This window comes from Pseudolabrys sp. Root1462 (assembly GCF_001426945.1).
GTDB lineage: Bacteria > Pseudomonadota > Alphaproteobacteria > Rhizobiales > Xanthobacteraceae > Pseudolabrys.
Window position 1 is genome coordinate 503,041 of sequence record NZ_LMFS01000001.1, and the last position, 23,290, is coordinate 526,330.

General features: G+C 65.4%; 22 protein-coding genes. 17 read left to right on the forward strand and 5 right to left on the reverse strand.

Annotation, left to right across the window (positions count from 1 at the left end):
- Positions 1-10 precede the first annotated feature (10 nt).
- Positions 11-664, forward strand: coding sequence for a TetR/AcrR family transcriptional regulator (locus tag ASD45_RS02350; protein ID WP_056910007.1), 654 nt, complete (start codon positions 11-13; stop codon positions 662-664).
- A 91-nt stretch (positions 665-755) separates the two neighbouring features.
- On the opposite strand, the gene ASD45_RS02355 is transcribed toward ASD45_RS02350, so the two are convergent.
- On the reverse strand, positions 756-1,604 hold the full coding sequence (locus ASD45_RS02355) for an SDR family oxidoreductase (RefSeq protein WP_056910008.1): 849 nt from the start codon (positions 1,602-1,604) through the stop codon (positions 756-758).
- A gap of 113 nt (positions 1,605-1,717) precedes the next feature.
- Here ASD45_RS02355 and ASD45_RS02360 point away from each other — a divergent pair, with 113 nt between their 5' ends.
- The 12 genes from ASD45_RS02360 to ftsH all read left to right on the forward strand — a co-directional run bounded on the left by ASD45_RS02360 (position 1,718) and on the right by ftsH (position 16,530).
- A complete protein-coding gene (locus ASD45_RS02360; protein ID WP_056910009.1) occupies positions 1,718-2,161 on the forward strand; it encodes a helix-turn-helix domain-containing protein in 444 nt (147 codons plus the stop codon).
- 188 nt (positions 2,162-2,349) lie between these two features.
- Positions 2,350-2,799, forward strand: coding sequence for a DUF2852 domain-containing protein (locus ASD45_RS02365; protein WP_056910010.1), 450 nt, complete (start codon positions 2,350-2,352; stop codon positions 2,797-2,799).
- 396 nt (positions 2,800-3,195) lie between these two features.
- Complete coding sequence (tolQ, locus tag ASD45_RS02370; RefSeq protein ID WP_056910011.1) at positions 3,196-3,915, forward strand: protein TolQ; 720 nt, start codon at positions 3,196-3,198, stop codon at positions 3,913-3,915.
- Between the two features lie 73 nt (positions 3,916-3,988).
- On the forward strand, positions 3,989-4,444 hold the full coding sequence (gene tolR / locus ASD45_RS02375; RefSeq protein ID WP_056910012.1) for a protein TolR: 456 nt from the start codon (positions 3,989-3,991) through the stop codon (positions 4,442-4,444).
- 3 nt (positions 4,445-4,447) lie between these two features.
- Positions 4,448-5,356, forward strand: a complete 909-nt coding sequence (locus ASD45_RS02380) for a protein TolA (RefSeq protein ID WP_156380678.1) — start codon at positions 4,448-4,450, stop codon at positions 5,354-5,356.
- 53 nt (positions 5,357-5,409) lie between these two features.
- Positions 5,410-6,756, forward strand: coding sequence for a Tol-Pal system beta propeller repeat protein TolB (gene tolB / locus ASD45_RS02385; protein ID WP_056910014.1), 1,347 nt, complete (start codon positions 5,410-5,412; stop codon positions 6,754-6,756).
- A gap of 282 nt (positions 6,757-7,038) precedes the next feature.
- On the forward strand, positions 7,039-7,536 hold the full coding sequence (pal, locus tag ASD45_RS02390; protein ID WP_056910015.1) for a peptidoglycan-associated lipoprotein Pal: 498 nt from the start codon (positions 7,039-7,041) through the stop codon (positions 7,534-7,536).
- A gap of 173 nt (positions 7,537-7,709) precedes the next feature.
- Positions 7,710-8,864, forward strand: coding sequence for an efflux RND transporter periplasmic adaptor subunit (locus tag ASD45_RS02395; RefSeq protein ID WP_056910016.1), 1,155 nt, complete (start codon positions 7,710-7,712; stop codon positions 8,862-8,864).
- A 16-nt stretch (positions 8,865-8,880) separates the two neighbouring features.
- A complete protein-coding gene (locus tag ASD45_RS02400; protein WP_056910017.1) occupies positions 8,881-12,024 on the forward strand; it encodes an efflux RND transporter permease subunit in 3,144 nt (1,047 codons plus the stop codon).
- 117 nt (positions 12,025-12,141) lie between these two features.
- Positions 12,142-13,329: a tol-pal system protein YbgF gene (gene ybgF / locus ASD45_RS02405; protein WP_156380679.1), complete on the forward strand. Its 1,188-nt coding sequence runs from the start codon at positions 12,142-12,144 to the stop codon at positions 13,327-13,329.
- Positions 13,330-13,368: 39 nt separating this feature from the next.
- The gene (tilS, locus tag ASD45_RS02410; RefSeq protein WP_056910018.1) at positions 13,369-14,466 is read left to right on the forward strand and encodes a tRNA lysidine(34) synthetase TilS; all 1,098 of its coding nucleotides are present in this window, start codon (positions 13,369-13,371) and stop codon (positions 14,464-14,466) included.
- Between the two features lie 141 nt (positions 14,467-14,607).
- Entirely contained in the window at positions 14,608-16,530 is a 1,923-nt protein-coding gene (ftsH, locus tag ASD45_RS02415; protein ID WP_056910019.1) for an ATP-dependent zinc metalloprotease FtsH, read from the forward strand.
- A gap of 63 nt (positions 16,531-16,593) precedes the next feature.
- On the opposite strand, the gene ASD45_RS23280 is transcribed toward ftsH, so the two are convergent.
- Complete coding sequence (locus tag ASD45_RS23280; protein WP_056910020.1) at positions 16,594-17,460, reverse strand: LysR family transcriptional regulator; 867 nt, start codon at positions 17,458-17,460, stop codon at positions 16,594-16,596.
- 97 nt (positions 17,461-17,557) lie between these two features.
- Between ASD45_RS23280 and ASD45_RS02425 the strand changes: the two genes are divergently transcribed.
- The 4 genes from ASD45_RS02425 to ASD45_RS02440 all read left to right on the forward strand — a co-directional run bounded on the left by ASD45_RS02425 (position 17,558) and on the right by ASD45_RS02440 (position 20,413).
- Positions 17,558-18,568: an NAD(P)-dependent alcohol dehydrogenase gene (locus ASD45_RS02425; RefSeq protein WP_056910021.1), complete on the forward strand. Its 1,011-nt coding sequence runs from the start codon at positions 17,558-17,560 to the stop codon at positions 18,566-18,568.
- A 180-nt stretch (positions 18,569-18,748) separates the two neighbouring features.
- Positions 18,749-19,465: an AzlC family ABC transporter permease gene (locus ASD45_RS02430; protein WP_056910022.1), complete on the forward strand. Its 717-nt coding sequence runs from the start codon at positions 18,749-18,751 to the stop codon at positions 19,463-19,465.
- On the forward strand, positions 19,458-19,769 hold the full coding sequence (locus ASD45_RS02435) for an AzlD domain-containing protein (RefSeq protein ID WP_082540600.1): 312 nt from the start codon (positions 19,458-19,460) through the stop codon (positions 19,767-19,769). The genes ASD45_RS02430 and ASD45_RS02435 overlap by 8 nt, the downstream gene beginning before the upstream one ends.
- A 35-nt stretch (positions 19,770-19,804) precedes the next feature.
- Positions 19,805-20,413, forward strand: coding sequence for a hypothetical protein (locus tag ASD45_RS02440; RefSeq protein WP_056910024.1), 609 nt, complete (start codon positions 19,805-19,807; stop codon positions 20,411-20,413).
- On the opposite strand, the gene ASD45_RS02445 is transcribed toward ASD45_RS02440, so the two are convergent.
- The 3 genes from ASD45_RS02445 to ASD45_RS02455 form a co-directional block, all read right to left on the reverse strand.
- Positions 20,401-21,282, reverse strand: coding sequence for a DMT family transporter (locus tag ASD45_RS02445; RefSeq protein ID WP_056910025.1), 882 nt, complete (start codon positions 21,280-21,282; stop codon positions 20,401-20,403). The genes ASD45_RS02440 and ASD45_RS02445 overlap by 13 nt on opposite strands.
- A gap of 19 nt (positions 21,283-21,301) precedes the next feature.
- Positions 21,302-21,988, reverse strand: coding sequence for an RraA family protein (locus tag ASD45_RS02450; RefSeq protein WP_056910026.1), 687 nt, complete (start codon positions 21,986-21,988; stop codon positions 21,302-21,304).
- A 101-nt stretch (positions 21,989-22,089) separates the two neighbouring features.
- Positions 22,090-23,274, reverse strand: a complete 1,185-nt coding sequence (locus tag ASD45_RS02455; protein WP_056910027.1) for an MFS transporter — start codon at positions 23,272-23,274, stop codon at positions 22,090-22,092.
- Positions 23,275-23,290 lie beyond the last annotated feature (16 nt).

The window sequence follows — 23,290 nt, forward strand, 5'->3', positions numbered from 1 at the left end:
CATCCTGCGCATGAGGTGGACCAAACACGACCGCGACGGCTCGTCCGGCGGCGATGGCCCGCGCGGCTACCATCACGGCAACCTGAAAGAGGCGCTGGTCCGCGCCGCCCTGGAACTCATCGCCGAAAAGGGCCCCGGCGGCTTCACCTTCGCCGACGCGGCGCGCTGGGCCGGCGTATCGCCGGCGGCGCCTTATCGTCACTTCAAGGGCCGCGAGGAACTCATCGCGGACGTGGCGCGGCGCGGCTTCGAGTTGTTCACCGAGGCGCTGACGAAGGCCTGGGACGAGGGCAAGCCGGATCCGCTGGCGGCGCTCACCCGGCTCGGCAAGGCCTATCTCGATTTCGCCCGCGACATGCCGGCCTATTACTCGGCGATGTTCGAGGCCGGTGTGCCGGCCGACGCCGATCCGCAATTGCGCGCAGCGGGCGAGACCGCATTCGGCGTGTTGCGCGGTGCGGCCGAGCGGCTGGTGGCGTCGGTCCCGGCAACGGAGCGGCCGCCGGCCTTGATGGTGGCGTTGCACATCTGGTCGATGACGCACGGCATCGCTTCGCTGTTCGGGCGTGGCGACCGGGCGCGACGCACGCTGCCCATGGCACCGGACGAACTGCTCGAGGCCGAGGTGCTGATCTATCTACGCGGCCTCGGGCTGACGCGCTGATCTTCTAAATATGAAAAATAGGCCGGGGCGGTGTCGCGGCTGATCAAAACACCTGCCGGCGTCGCCGCCGGCAGGTGCTTCTAAATCGTCATCAGCCTTTCAGGATTGCTTTCACCGTGTCGGCCAGCGACGTCGTCGGCTTGCCGGTGAGCTTCGACAAGGTCTTGCTGTCGTCGAACAAGGCACCCTGGGAAATCGGCACTTCCCAGCCGGCGATCATCTTGGCGAAGCCCTCAGGCACGCCATGGCTCGTCAGGCCCTTGGCGTAATCGGCGACGCTGACGTTGGTGTAGGGGGTCGACTTGCCGGTCTGCCGCGAGATTTCCGCGGCGAGATCGCTCAAAGTGAACGGCGTATCGGCGGCCAGCTCGTAGGTTTTGTTGTCGTGGCCGGGCGTCGTCAGCACCGCGACCGCCGCGGCGGCATAGTCGGCGCGCGCCGTGGCCGAGATCTTGCCATTGCCGGCCGCGCCGTAGAGCGCGCCGCCCGCGACCGCACCGGCAATGCCGGCGGCGTAGTTCTCGGTGTACCAGCCGTTGCGCAGGAATACGTAAGCAATGCCGGAGGCCTTGATGGCGGCTTCGGTGGCGCGATGTTCGGCGGCGAGATCGATCGTGGAAGAGTCGGCGTGCAGGATGCTCGTATAGACGATGCGCTTCACGCCGGCCTTTTTCGCGGCATCGACGATCGCCTTGTGCTGCGCTTCGCGCTGGCCGACTTCGCTCGACGAGATCAGCAGCAGCGTATCGATGCCGGGCAGGGCGGCGGCGAGGGTCGCTGGCTTGGCGTAATCGGCTTCGCGAGCGGCGACGCCGAGGTCGGCGGCCTTGGCCGGCGAGCGGACCAGCGCGACGATGTCGCTCGCTGGTACTTTGCTTTTGAGCTGGCTGACGACGAGGCGGCCGAGTTGGCCGGTCGCGCCGGTAATGCCGATAGTCATGGGTTGATCTCCTGGGGCGGTTGCGATGGCACCGAGATAGACCGCTTGATTATTTTTAGTAAGTACATACAATAATGTTAGTATCGAAATTCGGCCGAAACGGAATCGGGCCAATGGCGGATAACGAGAATTCAGATCTGGACGCGCCGGTGCCACTGTCCGAGCAATTGATGCGGGGCGACGTCCTCGCCGCCAATTGCCCGTCGCGCGATGTGCTCAAGCATCTGACCAGCCGCTGGGGCGTGCTGGTGCTGATCGTGCTCGAGCGGCGGATGCACCGCTTCAGCGAACTGCGGCGCACGATCGGCGGCGTCAGCGAACGCATGCTGGCGCAGACGCTGCAGCAGCTCGAAGGCGACGGCATGGTGTCGCGCGTCGCCTATCAGGTGGTGCCGCCGCACGTCGAATACAGTCTGACACCGCTCGGCCGCGAGGCGGCGGAGAAGGTGCGGGTCCTGGCCGATTGGATTGAGCTCAGCCTGCCGCGCATCGGCGCCCATTGGTCGAAAGCTAAAAACGCGGAAGCGACGGCCGCGGCTCAGACGCTGGCGAATTGATCTCAGCCTTTCGGGGGCACGGCGGCGGCTCGGCCTCCAATTTATTCAGCGCCAAAGCGCCGCAACCCCTCGCAATTCGCCGGCGCGGCCCCACCTCAAAAATCACGATGTAAAGGGTATTGACATCCCGCCGGGACGCCCTTATTCATGTAAATGTTATTTACATTCACACGTGAGCGAGGCCGACTATGCCAATCACTGCGAAGCTCGACGAATTCGGCAAGCCCGCCTGGATTGCCCTGACCGTTTTGGGGTTCATGGCCTGGTGGCCCCTTGGTCTCGCAACTCTGGCCTTCACAATCGGGAGCGGAAGAATGGGATGCGGATATCGCGGCCAGGATCGCTGGCAGCACAAGATGGATCGTCTTCAGCAGAAGATGGACTGGATGCGCGCCAAGATGGGCGGCGGACAAGGCGCTGGCTTTGGCGGCGGCTCCCCGTGGGGCGGTCAGCCGTCGAGCGGCAACGCCGCGTTCGATGAATACCGCAGCGAGACGCTGAAGCGTCTCGAAGACGAACAGCGCGAGTTCAAGTCGTTCCTCGAGCGGTTGCGCTTCGCCAAGGACAAGACCGAGTTCGACGCCTTCATGGCCGAGCGGCGCAACCGCCCGTCCTCCGAGAGCCCCGCGCAGAACTAGCGCTTGATCCCGAAAAGTGGATACCGGTTTTCGGGCCTGATCGTGCGTTAGTAGAGTCCCCCAACCGATCTGCGTGAGCCAAGCCGTCCGCTCTCTCCCCGAGGCGGACGGCTTTTTTATTTTTACCAGTCGGCTTGTTTGGCGTGCCGGCGGCACTCGCCCGGCGGGGATTGGGCAGCGTTTCGTAAGCGCTACGCGTATCTACTAACCAATCCTTAACCATAATCAGCGCTGTTTAGAGGCCGGTAGAACGGCCGGCAACCTCGCGGTTTCGGCCGCCAATGCCCTCATTTGGTCAAGTTTGACAGGGATTCCGCCTGTTAAACCGCGCCATTGGTTAACACCGTGCCGGGCCGGACCTCGCGGAAGGTTCGCGACACCTGAAGGACGTGCCTCATGAATCCTGCCGATGTGGCACAGTCGCTGCCCTCGATCGTCAGTTCCGACCTCTCGCTGTGGACGTTGTTCTGGCACGCGAGCTGGGTCGTCAAGCTGGTGATGCTCGGGCTCACCGCCAGCTCGATCTGGCTCTGGGCCATCGTCATCGACAAGACCGTGCTCTACGCCCGCGCGCGCCGCGCCATGGATAGTTTCGAGGCGGCGTTCTGGTCCGGGCAGTCGCTGGAAGAACTTTACCGCACATTGTCATCGAAGCCGAACCACTCGATGGGCGCGCTGTTCGTCGCCGCGATGCGCGAGTGGAAGCGCAGCTTCGAAGGCGCGCCGCGGTCCTTTGCCGGCCTGCAGATGCGCATCGACAAGGTGATGCAGGTGAGCATCGCCCGGGAAGTGGAACGGCTGGAAAAGCGGCTGCTCGTCCTGGCGACCATCGGTTCCGCCGGTCCCTTCATCGGCCTGTTCGGTACCGTCGTCGGCATCATGACCAGCTTCCAGTCGATCGCTGCGTCAAAGAACACGTCGCTCGCCGTCGTGGCGCCGGGCATCGCCGAGGCGCTGATGGCGACCGCAATCGGCCTCATCGCCGCCATACCGGCGACGATTTTCTATAACAAGTTCGCCAGCGAAGTGAACAAACAGGCCCAGCGCCTCGAGGGCTTCGCCGACGAATTCTCGGCCATTCTGTCGCGTCAGATCGATGAGCGTGGCGGTAACTGAAGATCAGCGAAAGGCGCGGATCGCGGGCCGTCCGGCGCCTGACGGTCTAAATCGCGCTCAGGGGACCTAAGCGATGGCAGCATCGAATGCCGTAACAACGAGCGCGGGCAGGGGCCGTCACCGCCGCCGTGCGGTCATGGCCGAAATCAACGTCACGCCGATGGTCGACGTGATGCTGGTGCTGCTGATCATCTTCATGGTGTCGGCGCCGCTCCTGACGGTCGGCGTGCCGATCGATCTGCCGCAGACCCAGGCCAAGAGCCTCGACCAGGATCGCGAGCCGTTGACGCTGTCGGTCAATGACAAGGGCAAGGTCTATCTGCAGAACGAGGAGATCGACCTCGACAAGCTGGTGCCGAAGCTCGAAGCCGTGTCGCAGGCACGCGGCGGCAAGGAAGCGCGCGTCTATGTGCGCGGCGACAAGAACGCGAATTACGGATCGATGATGTCGGTGATGGGGCGCCTGTCGGCTGCCGGCTTCCATCGCGTCGCGCTGGTCACCGAGTTCGAACAAGGTGGCAGCAAATAAACGATGCAGATGAGGATGGCCTCGGTGATTTCGACCTGCCTGCACATCGCTGTGCTGGGCTGGGCGACGCTGTCCTTCAACAGTAAGGCCTTCGAGGCGACGCCGCCGGAATCGCTGCCGGTCGATATCATCAGCGAGAAGGAATTCTCCGAGGTCACCAAGGGCGTCAAGGACGCCAAGAAGCCGGCCGAGAAGCCGAAGCCGATCGTCGAGAAGGTTGCCGAGCCGCCGCCGAAGCCGGTGGAGGAACTGAAGCCGACAATCAACGACAAGCGCACCGTCGCCGAGAACAAGGAAGCGGCGCCGCCGCCTCCGCAGCCCGAGGCCAAGCCGCCCGAGAAGAAGGCCGAGCCCAAGCCGCCGGCCCCGGCGAAGCCCGACCAGATCGCCGACAAGCTCAAGGACGACAAGCCGAAGCCGGAGGCCAAGACCGAGCCGCAGCCGATGCCGCCGAAGCGGCCGCCGCTGCCGAAGAAGCCGGAAGAGAAATTCGATCCGACCAAGATCGCGGCGCTGCTCGACAAACGCGGTCCGACGCGCGCGTCGATGACCGGAGCCGAACTCAATAAAGATCCGACTCTCGGCACCGCCACCGGCGCCGCGGCCAAACTGTCACAATCGGAAATCGACGCCTTCCGCCGCCGTGTGGAATCGTGCTGGAACATTCCGGTCGGCGCGCGGGATGCCGATAACCTGCGCGTGGTCTTCCGGATCAACTTCCGTCGTGACGGCACCATCGAGCGTGGACCCGATACCATCGAAGGATCGAATTCGCCGTTCGGTCCGGCCTATGCCGACAGCGGCCGGCGGGCGATCCTGCAATGTCAGCCTTACACGATGCTCCGCCCCGAGCATTATGAAAGCTGGAAGGACGTCGAGATCGAGTTCAACGCCAGGCAGATGTTCAATTGAGACGTTTCATTACTCACGCGGCCGAGCGGCCGTTCTTATCGAGAGCACTTTGAATGTTTAAACCCGCCGATATTTGTTCTTCGACTGGCCTTACCCGTCGCACATTGATGGCGGGCGCCGGAGCCGGTGCCTTGGCGGCGCTGACGCCGCGTCAGGCAGGCGCCGTGCTGCGCCTCGAAGTCACGTCGGGCAACGTGCAGCCGATGCCGATCGCGCTGCCGGATTTCCTCGCCGGCTCGCCGACGGAAGCCGAGACCGCGCGCAACGTCACGGGCATCATCTCGAACAACCTGCAACGCTCCGGCTTGTTCGCGCCGATCAACCCGGCCGCGTTCACCGAGAAGATCACCAATTCGGATGCCGTGCCGCGCTTTGCCGACTGGCGCGTGATCAATGCCCAGGCGCTCGTCACCGGCCGCATTACGCGCCAGGGCGACGGCCGTCTCAAGGCCGAGTTTCGCCTGTGGGACGTGTTCGCCGGCCAGCAGCTCGACGGCAAGCAGTATTTCACCACGCCGGATAACTGGCGGCGCATCGCGCACATCATCTCGGATGCAATCTACGAGCGTCTCACCGGTGAGAAGGGCTATTTCGACAGCCGCATCGTATTCGTCGATGAAACAGGTCCGGCGCAGCGCCGCATCAAGCGCCTCGCCATCATGGACCAGGACGGCGCCGGTGTTCGCTATCTCACGCGTGGCGACGATCTGGTGCTGACGCCGCGCTTCAATCCTACGACGCAAGAGATTACCTACATGTCCTACGGGCAGGGCGATCCGCGCGTCTATCTGCTCAACATCGAAACCGGCCAGCGCGAGATCGTCGGCAACTTCCCGGGCATGACCTTCGCGCCGCGATTTTCGCCGGATGGCCAGCGCGTCATCATGAGTTTGCAGCAAGGCGCGAACTCGAACCTGTTCACGATGGACCTGCGTTCGAAGCAGACGACGCGGCTCACCGACACGCCGGCGATCGACACGGCGCCGTGCTATTCGCCGGATGGCCGTTACATTTGCTTCGAGAGCGATCGCGGCGGCTCGCCGCAGATCTATGTGATGCCCGCGGCTGGCGGCCAGGCGCAGCGCATTTCCTTCGGCGAAGGCAGCCACTCGACGCCGGTGTGGTCGCCGCGCGGCGACTTCATCGCCTTCACCGGTCAGGCGCGCGGGCAGTTCGCCATCGGCATCATCAAGCCGGACGGCTCGGGCGAGCGCGTGCTGACCTCGGGCTTCCACAATGAAGGCCCGACCTTCGCGCCGAACGGCCGCGTGATCATGTTCTTCCGCGACCTCGGGCAGGGGCCGAACCTCTATACAATCGACGTCACCGGCCGCAACGAACTGAAAGAGCCGACGCCCGCCCTGGCGTCCGACCCCGCCTGGTCGCCGCTGCTGTCATAGACCGGCCGCCGCCGGTGCGGCCGCTCCGATCGGCATGGGGATGAAGGCGGGAATATTGCGCAATCGGGGCGGTGGCCGTCAGGTCGCCATATTCACCCGGTCTTAACCATGACCAACGGTTTAACCCGGCGCAGCGATGTTTCATGACCTCGGCAAGGTTCCGTCAAGGTTGATGGAAGGTTCGCTTAACCACCGCGCTGGTACAGAAATGGCTGAACGCGCGTCCTCCCGTGACGTTGGGACCGATTCGCACCGCGCAATGGCGCGTAGGGAGTGTTGGGTATGACTGAGATTGGTAAGTTGCTTCGTACCGCCCGCCTGGCCGCCGTTCTGGCCCTGGGCCTCGCCATTTCGGCTTGCGCCAATCAGAACGCGACCGACGGCGCCAATGGCGGCGCCGGTTCGGCATCGACGCCGGGCAGCCAGCAGGACTTCGTGGTCAATGTCGGCGACCGTGTCTTCTTCGATACGGACCAGACCGACCTGTCGCAGACCGCCCGCGAGACGCTCGACAAGCAGGCGCAGTGGCTGTCGCGCTACAGCCAGTACTCTTTCACCATCGAAGGTCACGCCGACGAGCGCGGCACGCGCGAATACAACATCGCGCTCGGCGCCCGCCGCGCCCAGAACGTTCGCGACTACCTGGTGTCGCGCGGCATCGCCGCCGCCCGCATGCGCACGATCTCCTACGGCAAGGAGCGGCCGGTCGCGGTGTGTAACGACATCTCGTGCTGGTCTCAGAACCGCCGCGCGGTAACGGTGCTCAACGCCGGTTCGTGACGCGCAGCAGTTCGTATCGCGACGACGCAATATAATTGCCGGCGTGTGACACGCCGGCAATTTGCTTCCAAATAATTCCAGCTTGTCAGCCCTGCCGCGCTGGGCAATCCTGATGCGGTTTTGGGGGCTGGCGTGCATGATCACGGCCCCCGCTATCCTTTGTGGGGGCTGTGATGATGACTTGGTGGACGCGCCTGCGTCGGCTTGCCGTAGGGACAGCGCTGGCATCGGCGACGGTACTGGCCGCCTGCGGCGAAAAGAACACCTATGTCGCGCCGCCGCCGCCGAAGGTGACGGTCGCCGCGCCGGTGACCAAGCCGGTGACCCGCTATCTTGAATCGACCGGCAACGTCGCCGCCGTCAACACGGCCGACCTGGTCGCGCGCGTGTCCGGTTTCGTGCAGGCCATCAAATACAACGATGGCGACGCGGTGAAGAAGGGCCAGGTTCTGTTCGTCATCGAGCAGAAGCCCTACGAGCTCAAGCTGCAGCAGGCCAAGGCCGCCGAGGACAATGCCAAGGCCAGTTTGGTCTCGGCGCAGGCCAATTATCAGCGCCAGGCCGACCTGGTGCCGAGCGGTTCGGCGTCCAAGGCCACTCTCGACAATGCGGTCGCCAGCCGCGACAGCGCCCAGGCCGCCGTCGATCAGGCAATCGCTTCGACCAAGCTGGCGCAGAACGATCTCGATTATACGCAGATCGCCGCGCCTTTCGACGGCGTCGTCAGCGCGCGCAAGGTCTCGGTCGGCGCCTTCGTGTCGGGCACCGGCAATCCGCTCGCCACCATCGTCTCGACCGACCCGGTCTATGTGAACTTCAGCGTCGGCGAGCGCGAACTGATCGGCATCCGCGCCATGATCGCCGAGCGCGGCCTGACGCCCGAGGATCTCAAGAAGGTACCGGTGGAAGTCGCGTTGCAGACCGAGACCGGCTATCCGCACAAGGGCACGCTGGATTACGCGGCGCCGACCGTCGATGCCTCGACGGGAACGCTGGCCGGTCGCGCTATCCTCAACAATCCGAATAACGTTCTGCTGCCCGGCCTGTTCGTGCGCGTGCGCGTGCCGCTCGGTCCACCGAAAGACGCGCTGCTGGTGCCGGACACCGCGCTCGGCACCGATCAGGCCGGACGCTATCTGCTCGTCGTCAACAAGGACAATGTCGTCGAACAACGCCGCGTCGAACTCGGGCCGCTCGATGGCGCCCTGCAGGTGATCGACAAGGGCATCGGCAAGGACGACCGCGTCGTCGTCAACGGCATGCTGCGCGCGGTGCCGGGCCAGAAAGTCGATCCGCAGACGGCATCCACGCCGCCGAAGTCCTCGTAACGAGGACGGCGAGCAAATGATCTCCAAATTCTTTATCGAACGTCCGGTTCTCGCCAACGTCATCGCCATCCTGATGATCGTGATCGGCGGCGTGGCGTTGTTCCAACTGCCGGTGGCCCAATATCCGGACGTGGTGCCGCCCACCGTGTCAGTGACGACGCGCTATCCCGGCGCCAGCGCCCGGACCGTGATCGATACCGTGGCGCTGCCGATCGAGCAGCAAGTCAATGGCGTGGAAGGCATGCTCTACATGCAGTCCTACGCCGCCTCCGACGGCTCCTATAACCTGACCGTGACCTTCAAGATCGGCACCGATCTCAACTTCGCGCAGGTGCTGGTGCAGAACCGGGTGGCGACCGCGGAGGCGCAACTGCCGTCGGCTGTGCAGGCGCAGGGCGTCGTGGTGCAGAAGAAATCGACCTCGATGTTGCAGATCGCCACGCTGACGTCGACCAATCCGAAACACGACAGCCTGTTTCTGTCGAACTACGCCACCATCAGCCTCAAAGACGAACTGTCGCGCCTGCCGGGCGTCGGCAGCGTCACGGTGTTCGGCGCCGGCAGCTACGCCATGCGTATCTGGCTCGATCCGAACAAGATGAAGGCGCGAAGCCTCAACGTCAACGACGTGGTCAATGCGCTGCAGGCGCAGAACAGCCAGGTGACGGCCGGCCAGATCGGCGCGCCGCCGGGACCGGACACGGTGCCGTTCCAGTACACGCTCAACGTCGTCGGCCGGCTCAACGACATCAGCGAGTTCGCCGACGTCATCGTCAAGACCGGACCGACCGGCCAGATCACGCGCGTCCGCGACGTCGGTACCGTCGAGCTCGGCGCGCAGACCTACGGTGCGATCTTCAAGGTCGACAACAAGGCGTCCGCCGGCCTCGGTATCTCTCTGTCGCCCGGCGCCAATGCGCTCAACGTCGCGCAAGAGGTCAAGACCCGGCTCGCCGAACTGTCGAAGAGCTTCCCGGACGGCATGCAGGTCGATGTGCCGTTCGACGTGACGGTCTTCGTCAATGCTTCGATCCACGAGGTCTATAAGACGCTGGTCGAGGCGGGTATCCTCGTGCTCATCGTCATCCTGGTCTTCCTGCAGGACTGGCGTGCGATGCTGGTGCCGGCGACGACGGTGCCGGTGACGATCATCGGCGCCTTTGCCGCGATGGCGGCGATGGGCTTCACCATCAACTTCGCCACGCTGTTCGCCATCGTGCTGGCCATCGGCATCGTGGTCGATGACGCCATCATCGTCGTCGAGGGCGCGGCCCATAATATCGATCACGGCATGAACGGCCATGACGCCGCGATCGAGGCCATGCGCCTGCTGCTCGGGCCGATCATCGGCATCACGTTGGTGCTGCTGTCGGTGTTCCTGCCGGCGGCGTTCCTGCCCGGCTTGACCGGACAGATGTACGCGCAGTTCGCGCTGGTCATTGCCGCGACCGCGCTGATCAGCGCCGTCAATGCCGTGACGCTGAAGCCGACGCAATGCGCGCTGTGGCTGCGGCCGACCGTGCCGATGGAAAAGCGCAACATCTTCTATCGCGGCTTCAACAAGGTCTATGACAGGGCCGAGGGCGCGTATGAGCGGCTCATGAAGCGGCTCGTCGGCCATGCCGGCATCGTCACCGTGCTGGCGCTGGTCGCCATCGGCGTCACGCTCTACGGTTTCTCCCGCATCCCGACCGGCTTCATCCCGGTCGAGGACCAGGGCTACATGCTGGCCACGGTGCAGTTGCCCGACGGCGCCTCGCTGCCGCGCACCCAGGCGGTGATGGAGAAGCTGGACGCCATCGCGCGCAAGAACCCCGGTGTGGACAAGGTCGTGACCATCGCCGGCATTTCGGCGCTCGACAACAGCTCGAACCTGTCGTCGGCGGGCGTCGCCTACATCATCCTCAAGGACTGGGGCGTGCGCGGCAAGGCGCTCAGCCTGCTGCCGATGTACCAGTCGCTGTCGCGCGAGCTCGGCGCCATCGAGGAAGCGACGGTGCGCGTGCTGCCGCCGCCGCCGATCCAGGGCATCGGCAATGCCGCGGGCACCACGGCGCAGGTCGAACTGCGCGATTCATCGACCGATTACGTCAAGCTGCAGACCATCGTCGATGCGCTGATGGGCAACGCATCGACGCAGTCGAACATCCAGGCCGTGATCTCGTCGTTCCGCGCCAATGTCCCGCAATATCTGGTCGACGTCGATCGCGTGAAGGCGCAGGCCGTGGGCGTTTCCGTCGATCAGGTGTTCTCGGCGCTCGGCGGCTATCTCGGCTCTGCCTACGTCAATCAGTTCACCCAATTCGGTCGCACCTTCCAGGTCGTGGTGCAGGCGGATTCGCAGTTCCGGCTGCGCACGCAGGACCTCGATAACATTTCGGTGCGTAACAGTCAGGGCAGCATGATCCCGCTGTCGACGCTGATCGACATCAAGCCCGTGAGCGGACCGTCTCTCGTCAGCCTGTACAATCTCTATCCATCGGCGACGGTGATCACGTTGCCGGCGCGCGGTCATTCGACCGGCGAGACCATGAGTCTGATGGAGCAGATCGCCAAGCAGTCGTTCCCGCCGAACACGGTCCTGGAATGGACCGGCCTGTCGTATCAGGAGAAGCTGGTCGGCAATCAGATGTACTTCGTCTTCGCCATGGCGCTGCTGCTGGTCTATCTCGTGCTCGCCGGGCAGTACGAAAGCTGGTATCAGCCGGCTGCCGTCATTCTCGCGGTGCCGATCTCGCTGATTGGGCCGGTGGCGACTCTGCTCATCCTCGGTATAGAGAACAATCTCTACACCCAGATCGGTATTGTGCTGCTGATTGCGCTGTCGGCGAAGAACGCCATCCTGATCGTGGAGTTTGGCCGCGAGTTGCGCGAAGGCGGCCGGGGCCTGCTCGAGTCTGCGGTCGAAGCCTCGCGCGCACGCTTCCGGCCGATTCTGATGACGTCGTTTGCCTTCATCCTCGGCGTGCTGCCGCTCGTACTGGCGACCGGCGCCGGCGCCAATGCGCGGGCCTCGATCGGCATCACCGTGTTCACCGGCATGCTGGCGTCGACCTGCCTTGCGGTGCTGTTCGTGCCGTCATTCTTCGTGGTCATCCGCGGCTTCGAGGAGTGGATGAAGCGCGGCAAAACCGCCCCGCATCCGGCTCCGGCTGAATAAGCCGCGCCGGGCCACAATCTGGTCGCACTCAAAAGGCTATGCTAGGGGGACGGCCTTGATCCTCCGGCCTGTCGCTATGGGCCCACGTTACCGGCCGCTTGGCCGTCGAATGAGCCGATGAAACAAAACAACTCGAACAAACCCTCCTCGGTCACCCCGGGCACGCTATTCCGCTTTAGTCTGGCGATTGCCGTGGTGGCGGCGCTGGTGCTGACGGCGGTGTATTCCGCGCATGCGCAGGAGCGCGGCGGCAACTTCCTCGACAACCTGTTCAACCGTGGCGAAGGCCAGGGCCAGCCGCAGCAAGACAGCGGCGACCCCGGACCGGGGCAGGGCAGCTCCAACGATCTCGTCTCGCGCATGGATCGCATCGAGAACGCGCTCCGCCAGCTGACCGGCACGATCGAACAACTGCAGTATCGCAACCAGCAGCTCGAACAGCAGGTGCGCGCCCTGCAGGGCGGTGGCGCCGCCGGCCCCGGCGCGATGCCGCCGACCGCGGTGGTGCCGAACAACCAGAATCCGATCGTGCCGCCGGGCCAGCAGCCGGTGGTCCGCCCGGGCGTGCCTGGCGCGCTGCAGCCGTCGGCCCCGGCGCAGCCCGGCAAGCGTTCCGATGCCTTCGACCCCTCGCGCAGCCCGGCCGCGCCCGGCGCGCCGCGCACCCTCGGTTCGATCGCGGATGGCACGCCGCAGATCGCCGCGGATGAACCGGTCGGCGCTCCGAACGGCCGTCCGGCCGGCGCTCCGCTCGACTTGCAGACGCTGTCCGGCAGCCAGCCGCCGCCGGCGTCGCCGGTGGTCAATACCGGCCCGGCGTCAGGACAGGTCGCGAGCACCAACCCCGCGCTCGGCATTCCGCCCGCATCGTCGAATCCGCCGCGCAACGTGACAAACCAACTGGCCACCCTGCCGCCGACGGCCAAGCCGCAGGACGAATACGACCTCGCCTATGGCTATGTGCTGCACAAGGATTACGGGCTCGCCGAACAGGCGTTTCGCGATTTCCTGCGCAAGTATCCGAACGAGGCGCTGGTCAGCGACGCGCAGTACTGGCTCGGCGAGAGCTTGTTTCAGCGTCAGCGCTATCGCGACGCCGCGGAATCTTTCCTCGCCGTTTCGACCAAGCACGAGAAGTCGGAGAAGGCGCCGAATGCCCTGTTGCGCCTTGGCCAGTCGCTGGCGGCGCTGAAGCAGAAGGAGGCGGCCTGCGCGACCCTGAGCGAGGTCAGCCGCAAGTACCCCAAGGCGCCCGCCAACGTGAAGCGCGGCGTCGAGCAGGAAATCAAGCGCGTCCACTGCTAGACTGGGCGCCGAACACCTCGACGCAGGTTTCGGACGTTCATGTCGCGCGACGCCACCACAGCCATCTCAGCTTCTGAAGCTAAAAGCCTGTTTGCCGGTCTTGCATCGGCGTCGGCCGTGGTGCTCGCCGTGTCGGGCGGGCCGGACTCCACGGCGCTGATGGTGCTGGCCGCGCGCTGGCGCAAGGCGCTGAAGAAAGGCCCCGCCCTGGTCGCGGTGACGGTTGATCACGGCCTGCGGACCGAATCAAAACGCGAAGCGCGCGACGTCGCCCGGCTCGCCAAACAACTCGGCCTCCCGCATCGGACCTTGCGCTGGATCGGCGCCAAACCAAAAAGCGGATTGCCGCAGGCGGCGCGCAACGCGCGCTACCGGCTGCTCGCAGCGGCGGCACTCAAAGCCGGCGCCTCGCACATTCTCACCGCCCATACGCGCGACGACCAGGCCGAGACCGTGTTGATGCGCATGACGCGCGGCAGCGGCCTGAGCGGGCTCGCAGCGATGCAGCGGGTAGCGGCGCTGCCGGGCGACGCCGCCGAGGCGCTGTTTCTCGTCCGGCCACTGCTCGAAGTTCCGAAAATGCGGCTGATCGCCACCCTCAAGGCTGCGGCGATCGGCTTTGCCGACGATCCGACCAACCGCGATGCTGCCTTCACCCGGCCGCGGCTGCGCGGCCTGATGCCACGTCTTGCCGAGGAGGGACTGGACGCGGCGCGGCTGACGCTGCTGGCGCGGCGGCTGCGGCGTGCCGACGCCGCGATCGAGGCGGCCGTGGACGTCGTCTGGCATGGTCTTGCGGGGGACAGGCGAGGCCCGACTCTGGTCTTCGATGCGGCGGATCTTGCCCGGATTCCCGGTGAAATCCGCCTGCGGCTGATCGGCCGCGCCATCGATGCCGTGGGCACCGAAGGTCCCGTCGAACTGGGAAAGCTGGAGGCCCTCGTGGAGGCTCTGGGAGTGGGCGTTGGCGCCGGCGTTCGCTGGCGGCGAAGCCTGGCCGGTGCCCTGGTAACGGTTCACCGCGACAAGGTGTCCGTCGAAACCGCGCCCGCCCGCCGCGTCGGGCATGGCAGTGCCCGCCGAAATGCCTTAACCAAGGGCGGACCCAAGCGCGCTAGCACGGCAAAATCGCGCTAAGATATGTGAGAATCGAGCCCTTTCCATGCAGGGACAGGGTGCCTACATTGCTTAAGAAGCGCGTGGGGAGGGTCATCCCGCCGTTTCGTGTAACCGACAAGCCGCGCCGCCTTAAGCCATGCGCGCGGGTAGGAACGTCCGATGAATGCGAATCTGCGGAATTTCGCCCTTTGGGTGATTATCGTCCTTCTGTTGCTTGCTCTATTCACGCTGTTTCAGAATCCCAGCCAGCGCACCAGCGCGCAGGACATCTCGTTCTCGCAGCTGCTGTCCGAGGTCGATCAGGGCCGCGTTCGCGACGTCGTGATCCAGGGCCCGGAAATCCGCGGCACCTTCGCCAACGGTACCTCGTTTCAGACCTATGCGCCGAGCGATCCCGGCCTGGTGCAGAAGCTCTATTCCAAAGGCGTCTCGATCACCGCGCGGCCGCTCACCGACAACGTGCCGTGGTTCGTGTCGCTGCTCGTCTCGTGGCTGCCTTTCATCGCGCTCATCGGCGTGTGGATATTTCTCTCTCGGCAGATGCAAGGAGGCGCCGGCAAGGCCATGGGCTTTGGCAAATCGCGCGCCAAGCTTTTGACCGAAGCGCACGGCCGCGTGACGTTTGACGACGTCGCCGGCGTCGATGAAGCCAAGCAGGATCTCACCGAGATCGTCGAATTCCTTCGCGACCCCGGCAAATTCCAGCGCCTTGGCGGCCGCATTCCGCGCGGCGTGCTGCTGGTCGGCCCCCCGGGCACCGGCAAGACGCTGATTGCGCGCGCGGTTGCGGGCGAAGCCAACGTGCCGTTCTTCACCATCTCCGGTTCGGACTTCGTCGAAATGTTCGTCGGCGTCGGTGCGAGCCGCGTCCGCGACATGTTCGAGCAGGCCAAGAAGAACGCGCCCTGCATCATCTTCATCGACGAAATCGACGCCGTCGGCCGCCATCGTGGCGCCGGCATGGGTGGCGGTAACGACGAACGCGAGCAGACCCTCAACCAGTTGCTGGTCGAGATGGACGGCTTCGAGGCGAACGAGGGCATCATCCTCATCGCCGCGACCAACCGTCCGGACGTGCTCGACCCGGCGCTGCTGCGTCCCGGCCGCTTCGACCGTCAGGTCGTGGTGCCGAACCCGGATGTCGTCGGCCGCGAAGCCATCCTCAAGGTTCACGTCAAGAAGGTGCCGCTGGCGCCCGACGTGAACCTGAAGACCATCGCGCGCGGTACGCCAGGCTTCTCCGGCGCCGATCTCGCCAACCTGGTCAACGAAGCCGCCCTGATGGCCGCGCGCCGCAACAAGCGCATGGTGATGCAGGCCGAGTTCGAAGACGCCAAGGACAAGGTGATGATGGGCGCCGAGCGCAAGTCGCTCGTCATGACCGACGAAGAAAAGATGCTGACCGCCTATCATGAAGGCGGCCACGCTCTGGTCGCGCTCAACGTCAAGGCGACCGATCCGGTGCACAAGGCCACCATCATTCCGCGCGGCCGCGCCCTCGGCATGGTCATGCAATTGCCCGAGCGCGACAAGCTGTCGATGTCGCTCGAGCAGATGGAATCGCGTCTCGCCATCATCATGGCCGGCCGCGTCGCCGAAGATCTGATCTTCGGCCGCGACAAGGTCACGTCCGGCGCGGCGTCCGACATCGAGCAGGGCACCAAGCTCGCCCGCATGATGGTGACGCGCTGGGGCCTGTCGGATGAGCTCGGGCCGGTCGCTTATGGCGACAATGGCGACGAGGTCTTCCTCGGCTATCAGGTGACACGCCAGCAGAACGTCTCGGAAGAGACCAACCGCAAGATCGACGCGGAAGTTCGCAAGCTGGTCGAGACCGGCCAGGCCGAGGCCCGCCGCATCCTCACCGAGAAGCGCGCCGACCTCGAAACGCTGGCCAAGGGCCTGCTCGAGTTCGAGACCCTGACCGGCGACGAGATCAAGGATCTGCTCAATGGCATCCGTCCGGTGCGCGAGACCGTGATCGAGCCGGCGACGCCGCGCGGCTCCGCCGTGCCGCCCGCCGGCAAGCCGCGGCCGCGTCCCGACGCGCCGGGCGAAGTGGCGCCGCAGCCGCAGGGCTGATCGGGGCTTCTCAGCACACGAAACGCCCGCCGCATGGCGGGCGTTATCATTGCGGCGGCCTTCCTAATTCCGGACGGACGAGCGCAGCTGCTCGGCGATCAGGTCGACCACCTTGCCCAGACCGCGAAGGTGCGGCGACCGTCGCACCCGAATATCGAGCATCAGATCGAGGCCGTCGATCTGCACCACGGTGATACCGGATGGCGGCGTCGTCAGGAGACGACGCGGCATCAGGCTCAGACCGACACCTTTGCGCACTAGGGCGAGTTGCAGCCGGGCGTCCTGAACTTCAGCCGCAATGTTCAACTGATAGCCCTTGCGGGCCATCGCCGCCGTGAGCCGGCTGCGTGCATCGCACGGCTCCGGACTCAGTATCCACGGCTGGCCTTCGAGGGTTCTGGCGCGATCGCGCTTCTTCAGCGCCGTCTTGCTGGACGCGATGATGGCCAATGGCTCCTCGCCAACCATGGCGGAGTCGTCGTTCGTCCGGCCGCGCGACAACAGAAAAGCCGCGTCCAAATAGCCTTGCTCGAATTGCTCGGCGAGGCCGTCGCTCCAGCCCGTCGTGAGGCGCAATGCCACTTGGGGAAACCTCTGACGGATATCGCCGACGATACGGGCAAAGCCATCATCGGCCAGGCCGGTGGCAACGCCGAGACGCAGAAGTCCTTCCGGCTCGGCGCGCGCGGTCAGATTCTTCATGTCGTCATAGGCCGCGAGGATCTGCCGGCTGCGCGCGAGAGCTTCGACGCCGAACGGCGTCAGGCCGGGCGGCTTCATGCGGCGGTCGAGCAACGCCGCGCCCAGCGCCTGTTCGAGCCGCTGGATCTGCCGCGTCACGGCCGGCTGCGTGAGCGGCAGCCGCTCCGCGACTTTCTGAATCGAGCCTTCCTCGGCGAGGAGGACAAAAGTCCGCATCTCATCCAGCATTGGCGCGCTCCGATGCATAATGATGCTGAATATTATGAATTTGAACACATGAGAAGCCAAGGATATGTCTGCGTCACGTTCTGGCGAGGAGGCGACGATGAAGGCGATAGTGCTCGATGGCCAACCCGGTTTTGACAGTCTCAAGCTGGTCGAGCGGCCGATGCCGCAACCGCGGCGACAAGAGGTCATCGTCCGGGTCACGGCAACGTCCCTGAACTATCGCGACGTGGAAATCGCGCGCGGCACCTATCACACCGTATTTCCGCTGCCGCTGGTGCCGCTCTCCGATGGCGTCGGTGAGGTGGTGGCAATCGGCGAGGATGTGACCAGGCTGAAAGTCGGCGACCGGGTTTGCAGCACGTTCTGGCAGCGCTGGGTGGCGGGTAGCTTCGACATGGCCGAACCGGCGTATCAGCGCGGCGGCCCGATCGACGGCATGCTGGCCGAATACGCGCGGCTCGACGAACAGGCGGCCGTGCTGGCGCCTGCACATCTGAGCGACGTCGAGGCGGCGAGCTTGCCGTGCGCCGCCGTCACGGCCTGGCATGCGCTCCTAACCGAAGGTGCGCTCAAGCCCGGCGAAACCGTGCTCGCGCTCGGCACCGGCGGCGTTTCGCTGTTTGCCTTGCAGTTTGCCGCTAGCGCCGGTGCCCGCGTGATCGTAACGTCGAGCAGCGACGACAAGATCGTGCGCGCCAAGGCGCTGGGCGCCGACGCCGGGGTCAACTACCGGCAATATCCGAACTGGGCGGACGAGGTACTTCGCCTGACCGATGGTCTCGGTGTCGATCATGTCATCGAAGTCGGGGGGCCGGAGAGCTTTGCGCAGTCATTGCGCGCCGTGCGTCGCGGCGGACAGATCAACGTCATCGGTTACCTCGGCGGCACAGAGGGGTCGATCAATCCGCTCGATATCTTCCGCCGGCAGGTACGGGTGCGCGGCATTCCGGTCGGATCCCGGGCGTCTTTCGAGGCGATGAATCGCGCCATTGCGGTGAACAGGATACGGCCGGTCATCGATCGCAGCTTTCCGTGGACCGAGGTGGCTGCGGCCATGCGCTATCTCGAAAGCGGGGCTCATTTCGGCAAGGTAGTACTGGAGCATTAGCGAGGGCATGACCGCGCTGCGCCACGGCGGCATGATCAGACGCCGGGTCGGGCGCGGCCGGGTCGAGACCCGTAACTGACACGGGCCGAGGGGGAGGGCTTCCCGGCGGGGCCCGCATCGTCGCCGCTCACAATTGGCACTTCACCTCGGCAACGGCTTGCGATAGCGCTGGGAGCGACAATGACCGCGCCGCCACCCGCATCTGCCGAAGCCCGCTGGACCTTCGCCGCCTTCCGGCATGGCGCCATCGACGTGCTGCCCTTCGTGCCGGGCCTCGCCGGCTTCGCCATGGCCTACGGCACGCTCGCGGCCCGCAAGGGCATGACCCTGTTTGAAACGCTGCTGATGAGCGCGTCCATCTTCGCCGGCGTGGTGCAGATGGTCGTGCTCGACAGTTGGCCGCAGACGCTCACCGCCGGCGCCATTGCCGGGATCGTCGCGCTGACCGCGCTGGTCAATGCCCGCTACCTCATGATCGGCGCCACGCTGCGGCCGCTGCTCGGCGGCCAGCCGCCGCGCAAGGTCTATCCGACATTGTTCTTTCTGGTCGAACCGCCCTGGCTGATGTCGCTGCGCTATTACTCCAATGGCGGCCGCGATCCGGCTTATCTGCTCGGCGGCGGCGTCGCCATGTATGTCGTCTGGGTGACGACGGCGATCCCGGGCTACCTCGCCGGCGCGGCGGTCGGCAATCCCAAGCAGTTCGGCATCGATCTCCTGGTGCCGGCCTTCTTCGTCGCCATGATGGTGTCGCTGTGGCGCGGGCCGCGGCGTTCCTGGGGTCTCATCGTCGGCGCGCTTGCCGCGGCGCTGACCGAATTTATGTTCGGCGGCTTCTGGTATCTCATCGTCGGCGCCGTCGCCGGCTGTGTCGCCGGAGTCCTCAACGATGATTGAGAGGGATGCGTTCGGCTTCTTCGTCACCCTCGGGCTAATGGTGATCGTCGTCTATGTGACGCGGATCGCCGGCTATTGGCTGATCGGCCGGCTGGTCATCGGGCGGCGGCTGCGGCGCATGCTCGATGCGCTGCCGGGCGCCATCATCGCGGCGACCGTGGCGCCGGCTCTGGTGCAGGGCGGGACGCGCGCCGTCCTGGCGCTCGCGGCGACAGCTGGCGTGATGATCGTCGTGCGCAAGGATTTCTTTGCGGTGGTCGCCGGCGTCGCCGTCGCGGCGGCGGCTTTCGCTTATGGGCTGTGACCGGACGTCTGACGATGCGCTAGGATGCGCGGGTCATGACTCTGCAAAGCCGCGTCACGCCGTTTGCCGATCTCGTCAGCGATCCCGCGCGCGGGATCCTGATGGGCAATCGCGGCGGCCGCATTCATGATCGTTCGCGTCAGCTCGGCACGCGGCGCTGGGCGTCGAAGCAATGGATCTGCTGCGTGCTCGACTTCAAGGGCCGCCAGCGCAAGGTGTGGGGCGACAGCTACACCGAATTGTTCTTTCTGGATGAAGTGACGGCCTTCGCTGCCGGACATCGGCCTTGCTTCGAGTGCCGGCGCAAGGATGCCCAGGAGTTTGCCCGGCTGTTTCCGCGTGCGCACAGGGCGCCCGCGATGGATGAGGTCCTGCACCGCGAGCGGCTCGATGGCAGGGCAAAGCGCCTGCATCGGCAACCGATCGACACGCTGACTGATGGCGTGATGATTGCCCAAAGCAGCAACGTCTTCGCCGTGCGCGGCAAACATCTCCTGCACTGGACGCCGTCCGGTTACGACGCGGTGCAGCCGCGCCCGCGTGGCATCGACGCCAACGTGCTGACACCGCCGTCAATCGTCGCCGTGCTGGCGCAGGGCTATGCACCGCAGTGGCATCCGAGCGCCAAGGCTCAGCCGGGCTGACGCGTGAAGGACGGAATGAGGCCGATCACCAGCGCGCAGCCGACGATGATGGTGCCGGCGCCGCAGATCTGAATGAGCGACAGCGGCTCGCGCAGGAGCAGCGCGCCGACCAGCACCGCAACGACAGTGACGGCGAATTCCACGCTGATCGCCTTGGTGGCGCCGATGGTGCCGACAAGGCGGAAGTACAGCACGTAAGTGGCCGCGCTCATGATGGCGCCCAGCACCAGCAGGTAAAGGTAGTCGACGGGCTGCGGCCATCCCGGCACCGGCACCCATATCAACAACGGCAGCGTGATGACGCCGCCGGCGAGGAAGGCGCCGGCCGTGGTGTCCCACGAGCTGACGCCCTTGAGCCGGTAGCTCGCATAGCAACTGCCGAACGCGGCGCACAGGCAGGCGAACAGCGTCGACGCGCAGCCGAGTACGAAAGACGGCGTGAACGGCACCGCCGGAAAGCCCACCAGCACCACGATGCCGAAAAATCCCAGCATAAGCCCGGCAAGATGACGGCGGGTCAGCCTTTCGAGGCCCCACAGCCGGGCCATCAGCATCGAGAACAGCGGAATGGTGGCAACCAGGATCGCCGACATGGCGGTGCCGATCAGCGGCATGGCGAAACACAGGCCGACGAGTTGGCCGGCGACTGTGGTGGCGCCGACCACGGCGAAAGCCCGCCAGCCCGCGCCAAGCCTCAGGCGACGTCCTGTGGCGACCGCCACAATGATCAGCGTCGCGGCGGCGATGAAGCAACGGAAGGTGACGGCGCCGGCCCAGCCGAAGGCCTCGACCGCGCGTAGCATGGCGAGAAACGAAAAGCCCCAGACGACCGCCAGGAAGACGTACGAGGCGCTGTCTTTGGCTTTCATGAAAGAGCCGGGGAAAGGCTTAGCCTTTCATTGCCGCCTTGATCGCCGCGAGTCCGGCGCCGGACTTCGCTGCGTCGATGATCTTGGCTTCCTTGGCGTTGATGCCGGGCAGGACGGCTTGCATCGCATCGATGATCTCGAGTGGCACGACGACAGCGCCGTGTCGGTCGGCGTGGATGAGATCGTTCGAGCGCACCGCCATGCCGTGGATGTTCACCGGTACGCCGTAGTCGACGACATGGACGAAGGCATGCGATGGCGAAATCGAGCCGGCGAGCATCTGGAAGCCCGGCGGGATCATCGGGATGTCGCGTACCGAGCCGTTGGTGATGGTGCCGAGGCAGCCGAGCGCCTTGTGGACGTTCGACTGCACCTCGCCCCAGAACGCGCCGTAGCCGACGATGTCGTCGAGATCCTGGATCACGGCGATGCCTGGCTGCGGCGCGGCGGCGACGTAATCGAGATAATCGAGGCGCTTGGCCATGTAGCCGGCCTCGCCGAGCGGCACGCGGTCCTGCGCGCGCATCGTTACGGTCTTGGCAAAGCCGACCATCGGCGGCAGGTCGGGAAACGGACAGTGCAGGTGGCGCACGGTATAGCCGAAGCCGCGCCGTTCGGGTGCGACGATCTCGATCAGATTGCAGACGGTCGGCGTGTCGATAGAGACCAGGAAATCGCGCTGCGCCTGAGACAAGGTCGGAGACATGTGAACCGCCGCTGATTGCCGCTGATTGCCGCTGATGGACGCGGCCCCGGCCGCGGACGGCAGACGCTAGCGGGGCCGTCATGCCCCGGTCAATCGCGATATCACGCCGGTTCGAGCGTGGCCGGTGGCGGCGCCGGCGGCATGCGCCGAGCCCACAGGAAGTACACGAGTGCCGCCATGATCACCTGCATTCCAACCAGCAGGCTGACGCAGGCCGGCCAGCCGCCGAGGGTCCAGGCAAGACCGCCGAGCCCCGCGCCGAAGGCGCCGCCGATGTAGAAGCTGGTCACGTAGAGTCCGACGGCGGAGGAGCGACCGGCCTTGGCGGTAATCGACACATAGCCGGTCGAAATCGCCTGGGCGAGCATGCCGCAACTGGCGCAGATCGTCAGTCCCGCCAGGATCAGCCACAGCGACGACGACAAAGTGAGCAGCACGCCGCCGATCCACACGCCGATCATCGGCACCATGAAACGCCGCCGGCCAAAGCGGTTGACTGCCCAGCCGGACAGCGGCACCAGCGCGGCGCCGGCGAGATAAACGATGAAGATCACGCCAAGCCAGCTCGGCGACAGATTGAACGGCGGCGCGGCGAGGCGGAAATTGATGTAGGTGAAGGTGAGGATGAAACAGAACAGCACGCCGAAGCCGACGGCGTAGGTCGCCAGCAATTGATCGTTGCGCAGATGCTGCATCATCTGCCGGCCGGAGGCGGCGAGCCCTTCGGAGCGGACGAACTTCTTCTCGCGCGGCAGCAGCGCCAGCACGGCGAGCCAGCCGACGAGCGTCATCGCGGCGATGACCATCCACGCTACGCGCCAGCCGAACAGGTCGGCGAGCACGCCGGTGACGAAGCGCCCGGAAAAACCGCCGAGGCTGGCCCCAGACATGTAGATGCCGGCGGCCGAGGTCACTTCATGCGGTTCCCATTCGTCGCCGATATAGGCGATGGTCACGGCGAACACCGGCGGCAACACCAGCCCCTGCACGAAGCGCCAGAACACCAGCGCATTGAGGCTGTATGACAGCGCGCACATCAAGGTCGGGATGGTGAGCAGGAACAGCGCGGTGACGATGACGCGCTTGCGGCCGAGCACGTCGGCGGCGGTGCCGGTCAGCGGCGCGGTGAATGCGACCGCCAGCGTGCTCGCGGTCATGATCGTCGAGATGCCGGCGGCGCCGGTGCCGAAGTCGGTCGCCAGCATCGGCAGGATCGCCTGCGGCGAGTAGAGATTGATGAAGGCGAAGTAGCCGGCGATGCCGACGGCCAACTGGCGGGCCGTCATCCTGGATTTTCGCGCG

Excerpts from the sequence above, each read along its gene's own strand:
- ASD45_RS02445 (WP_056910025.1), bottom strand. The coding sequence starts at position 21,282 with ATGAAAGCCAAAGACAGCGCCTCGTACGTCTTCCTGGCGGTCGTCTGG.
- ASD45_RS02450 (WP_056910026.1), bottom strand. The coding sequence starts at position 21,988 with ATGTCTCCGACCTTGTCTCAGGCGCAGCGCGATTTCCTGGTCTCTATC.
- ASD45_RS02360 (WP_056910009.1), top strand. The coding sequence starts at position 1,718 with ATGGCGGATAACGAGAATTCAGATCTGGACGCGCCGGTGCCACTGTCC.
- pal (WP_056910015.1), top strand. The coding sequence starts at position 7,039 with ATGACTGAGATTGGTAAGTTGCTTCGTACCGCCCGCCTGGCCGCCGTT.
- ASD45_RS02350 (WP_056910007.1), top strand. The coding sequence starts at position 11 with ATGAGGTGGACCAAACACGACCGCGACGGCTCGTCCGGCGGCGATGGC.
- ASD45_RS02400 (WP_056910017.1), top strand. The coding sequence starts at position 8,881 with ATGATCTCCAAATTCTTTATCGAACGTCCGGTTCTCGCCAACGTCATC.
- ftsH (WP_056910019.1), top strand. The coding sequence starts at position 14,608 with ATGAATGCGAATCTGCGGAATTTCGCCCTTTGGGTGATTATCGTCCTT.
- tolR (WP_056910012.1), top strand. The coding sequence starts at position 3,989 with ATGGCAGCATCGAATGCCGTAACAACGAGCGCGGGCAGGGGCCGTCAC.
- ASD45_RS02455 (WP_056910027.1), bottom strand. The coding sequence starts at position 23,274 with ATGACGGCCCGCCAGTTGGCCGTCGGCATCGCCGGCTACTTCGCCTTC.
- ybgF (WP_156380679.1), top strand. The coding sequence starts at position 12,142 with ATGAAACAAAACAACTCGAACAAACCCTCCTCGGTCACCCCGGGCACG.
- tolB (WP_056910014.1), top strand. The coding sequence starts at position 5,410 with ATGTTTAAACCCGCCGATATTTGTTCTTCGACTGGCCTTACCCGTCGC.
- ASD45_RS02365 (WP_056910010.1), top strand. The coding sequence starts at position 2,350 with ATGCCAATCACTGCGAAGCTCGACGAATTCGGCAAGCCCGCCTGGATT.
- ASD45_RS23280 (WP_056910020.1), bottom strand. The coding sequence starts at position 17,460 with ATGCTGGATGAGATGCGGACTTTTGTCCTCCTCGCCGAGGAAGGCTCG.
- tolQ (WP_056910011.1), top strand. The coding sequence starts at position 3,196 with ATGAATCCTGCCGATGTGGCACAGTCGCTGCCCTCGATCGTCAGTTCC.
- ASD45_RS02355 (WP_056910008.1), bottom strand. The coding sequence starts at position 1,604 with ATGACTATCGGCATTACCGGCGCGACCGGCCAACTCGGCCGCCTCGTC.
- ASD45_RS02425 (WP_056910021.1), top strand. The coding sequence starts at position 17,558 with ATGAAGGCGATAGTGCTCGATGGCCAACCCGGTTTTGACAGTCTCAAG.
- tilS (WP_056910018.1), top strand. The coding sequence starts at position 13,369 with ATGTCGCGCGACGCCACCACAGCCATCTCAGCTTCTGAAGCTAAAAGC.
- ASD45_RS02440 (WP_056910024.1), top strand. The coding sequence starts at position 19,805 with ATGACTCTGCAAAGCCGCGTCACGCCGTTTGCCGATCTCGTCAGCGAT.
- ASD45_RS02395 (WP_056910016.1), top strand. The coding sequence starts at position 7,710 with ATGATGACTTGGTGGACGCGCCTGCGTCGGCTTGCCGTAGGGACAGCG.
- ASD45_RS02380 (WP_156380678.1), top strand. The coding sequence starts at position 4,448 with ATGCAGATGAGGATGGCCTCGGTGATTTCGACCTGCCTGCACATCGCT.
- ASD45_RS02435 (WP_082540600.1), top strand. The coding sequence starts at position 19,458 with ATGATTGAGAGGGATGCGTTCGGCTTCTTCGTCACCCTCGGGCTAATG.
- ASD45_RS02430 (WP_056910022.1), top strand. The coding sequence starts at position 18,749 with ATGACCGCGCCGCCACCCGCATCTGCCGAAGCCCGCTGGACCTTCGCC.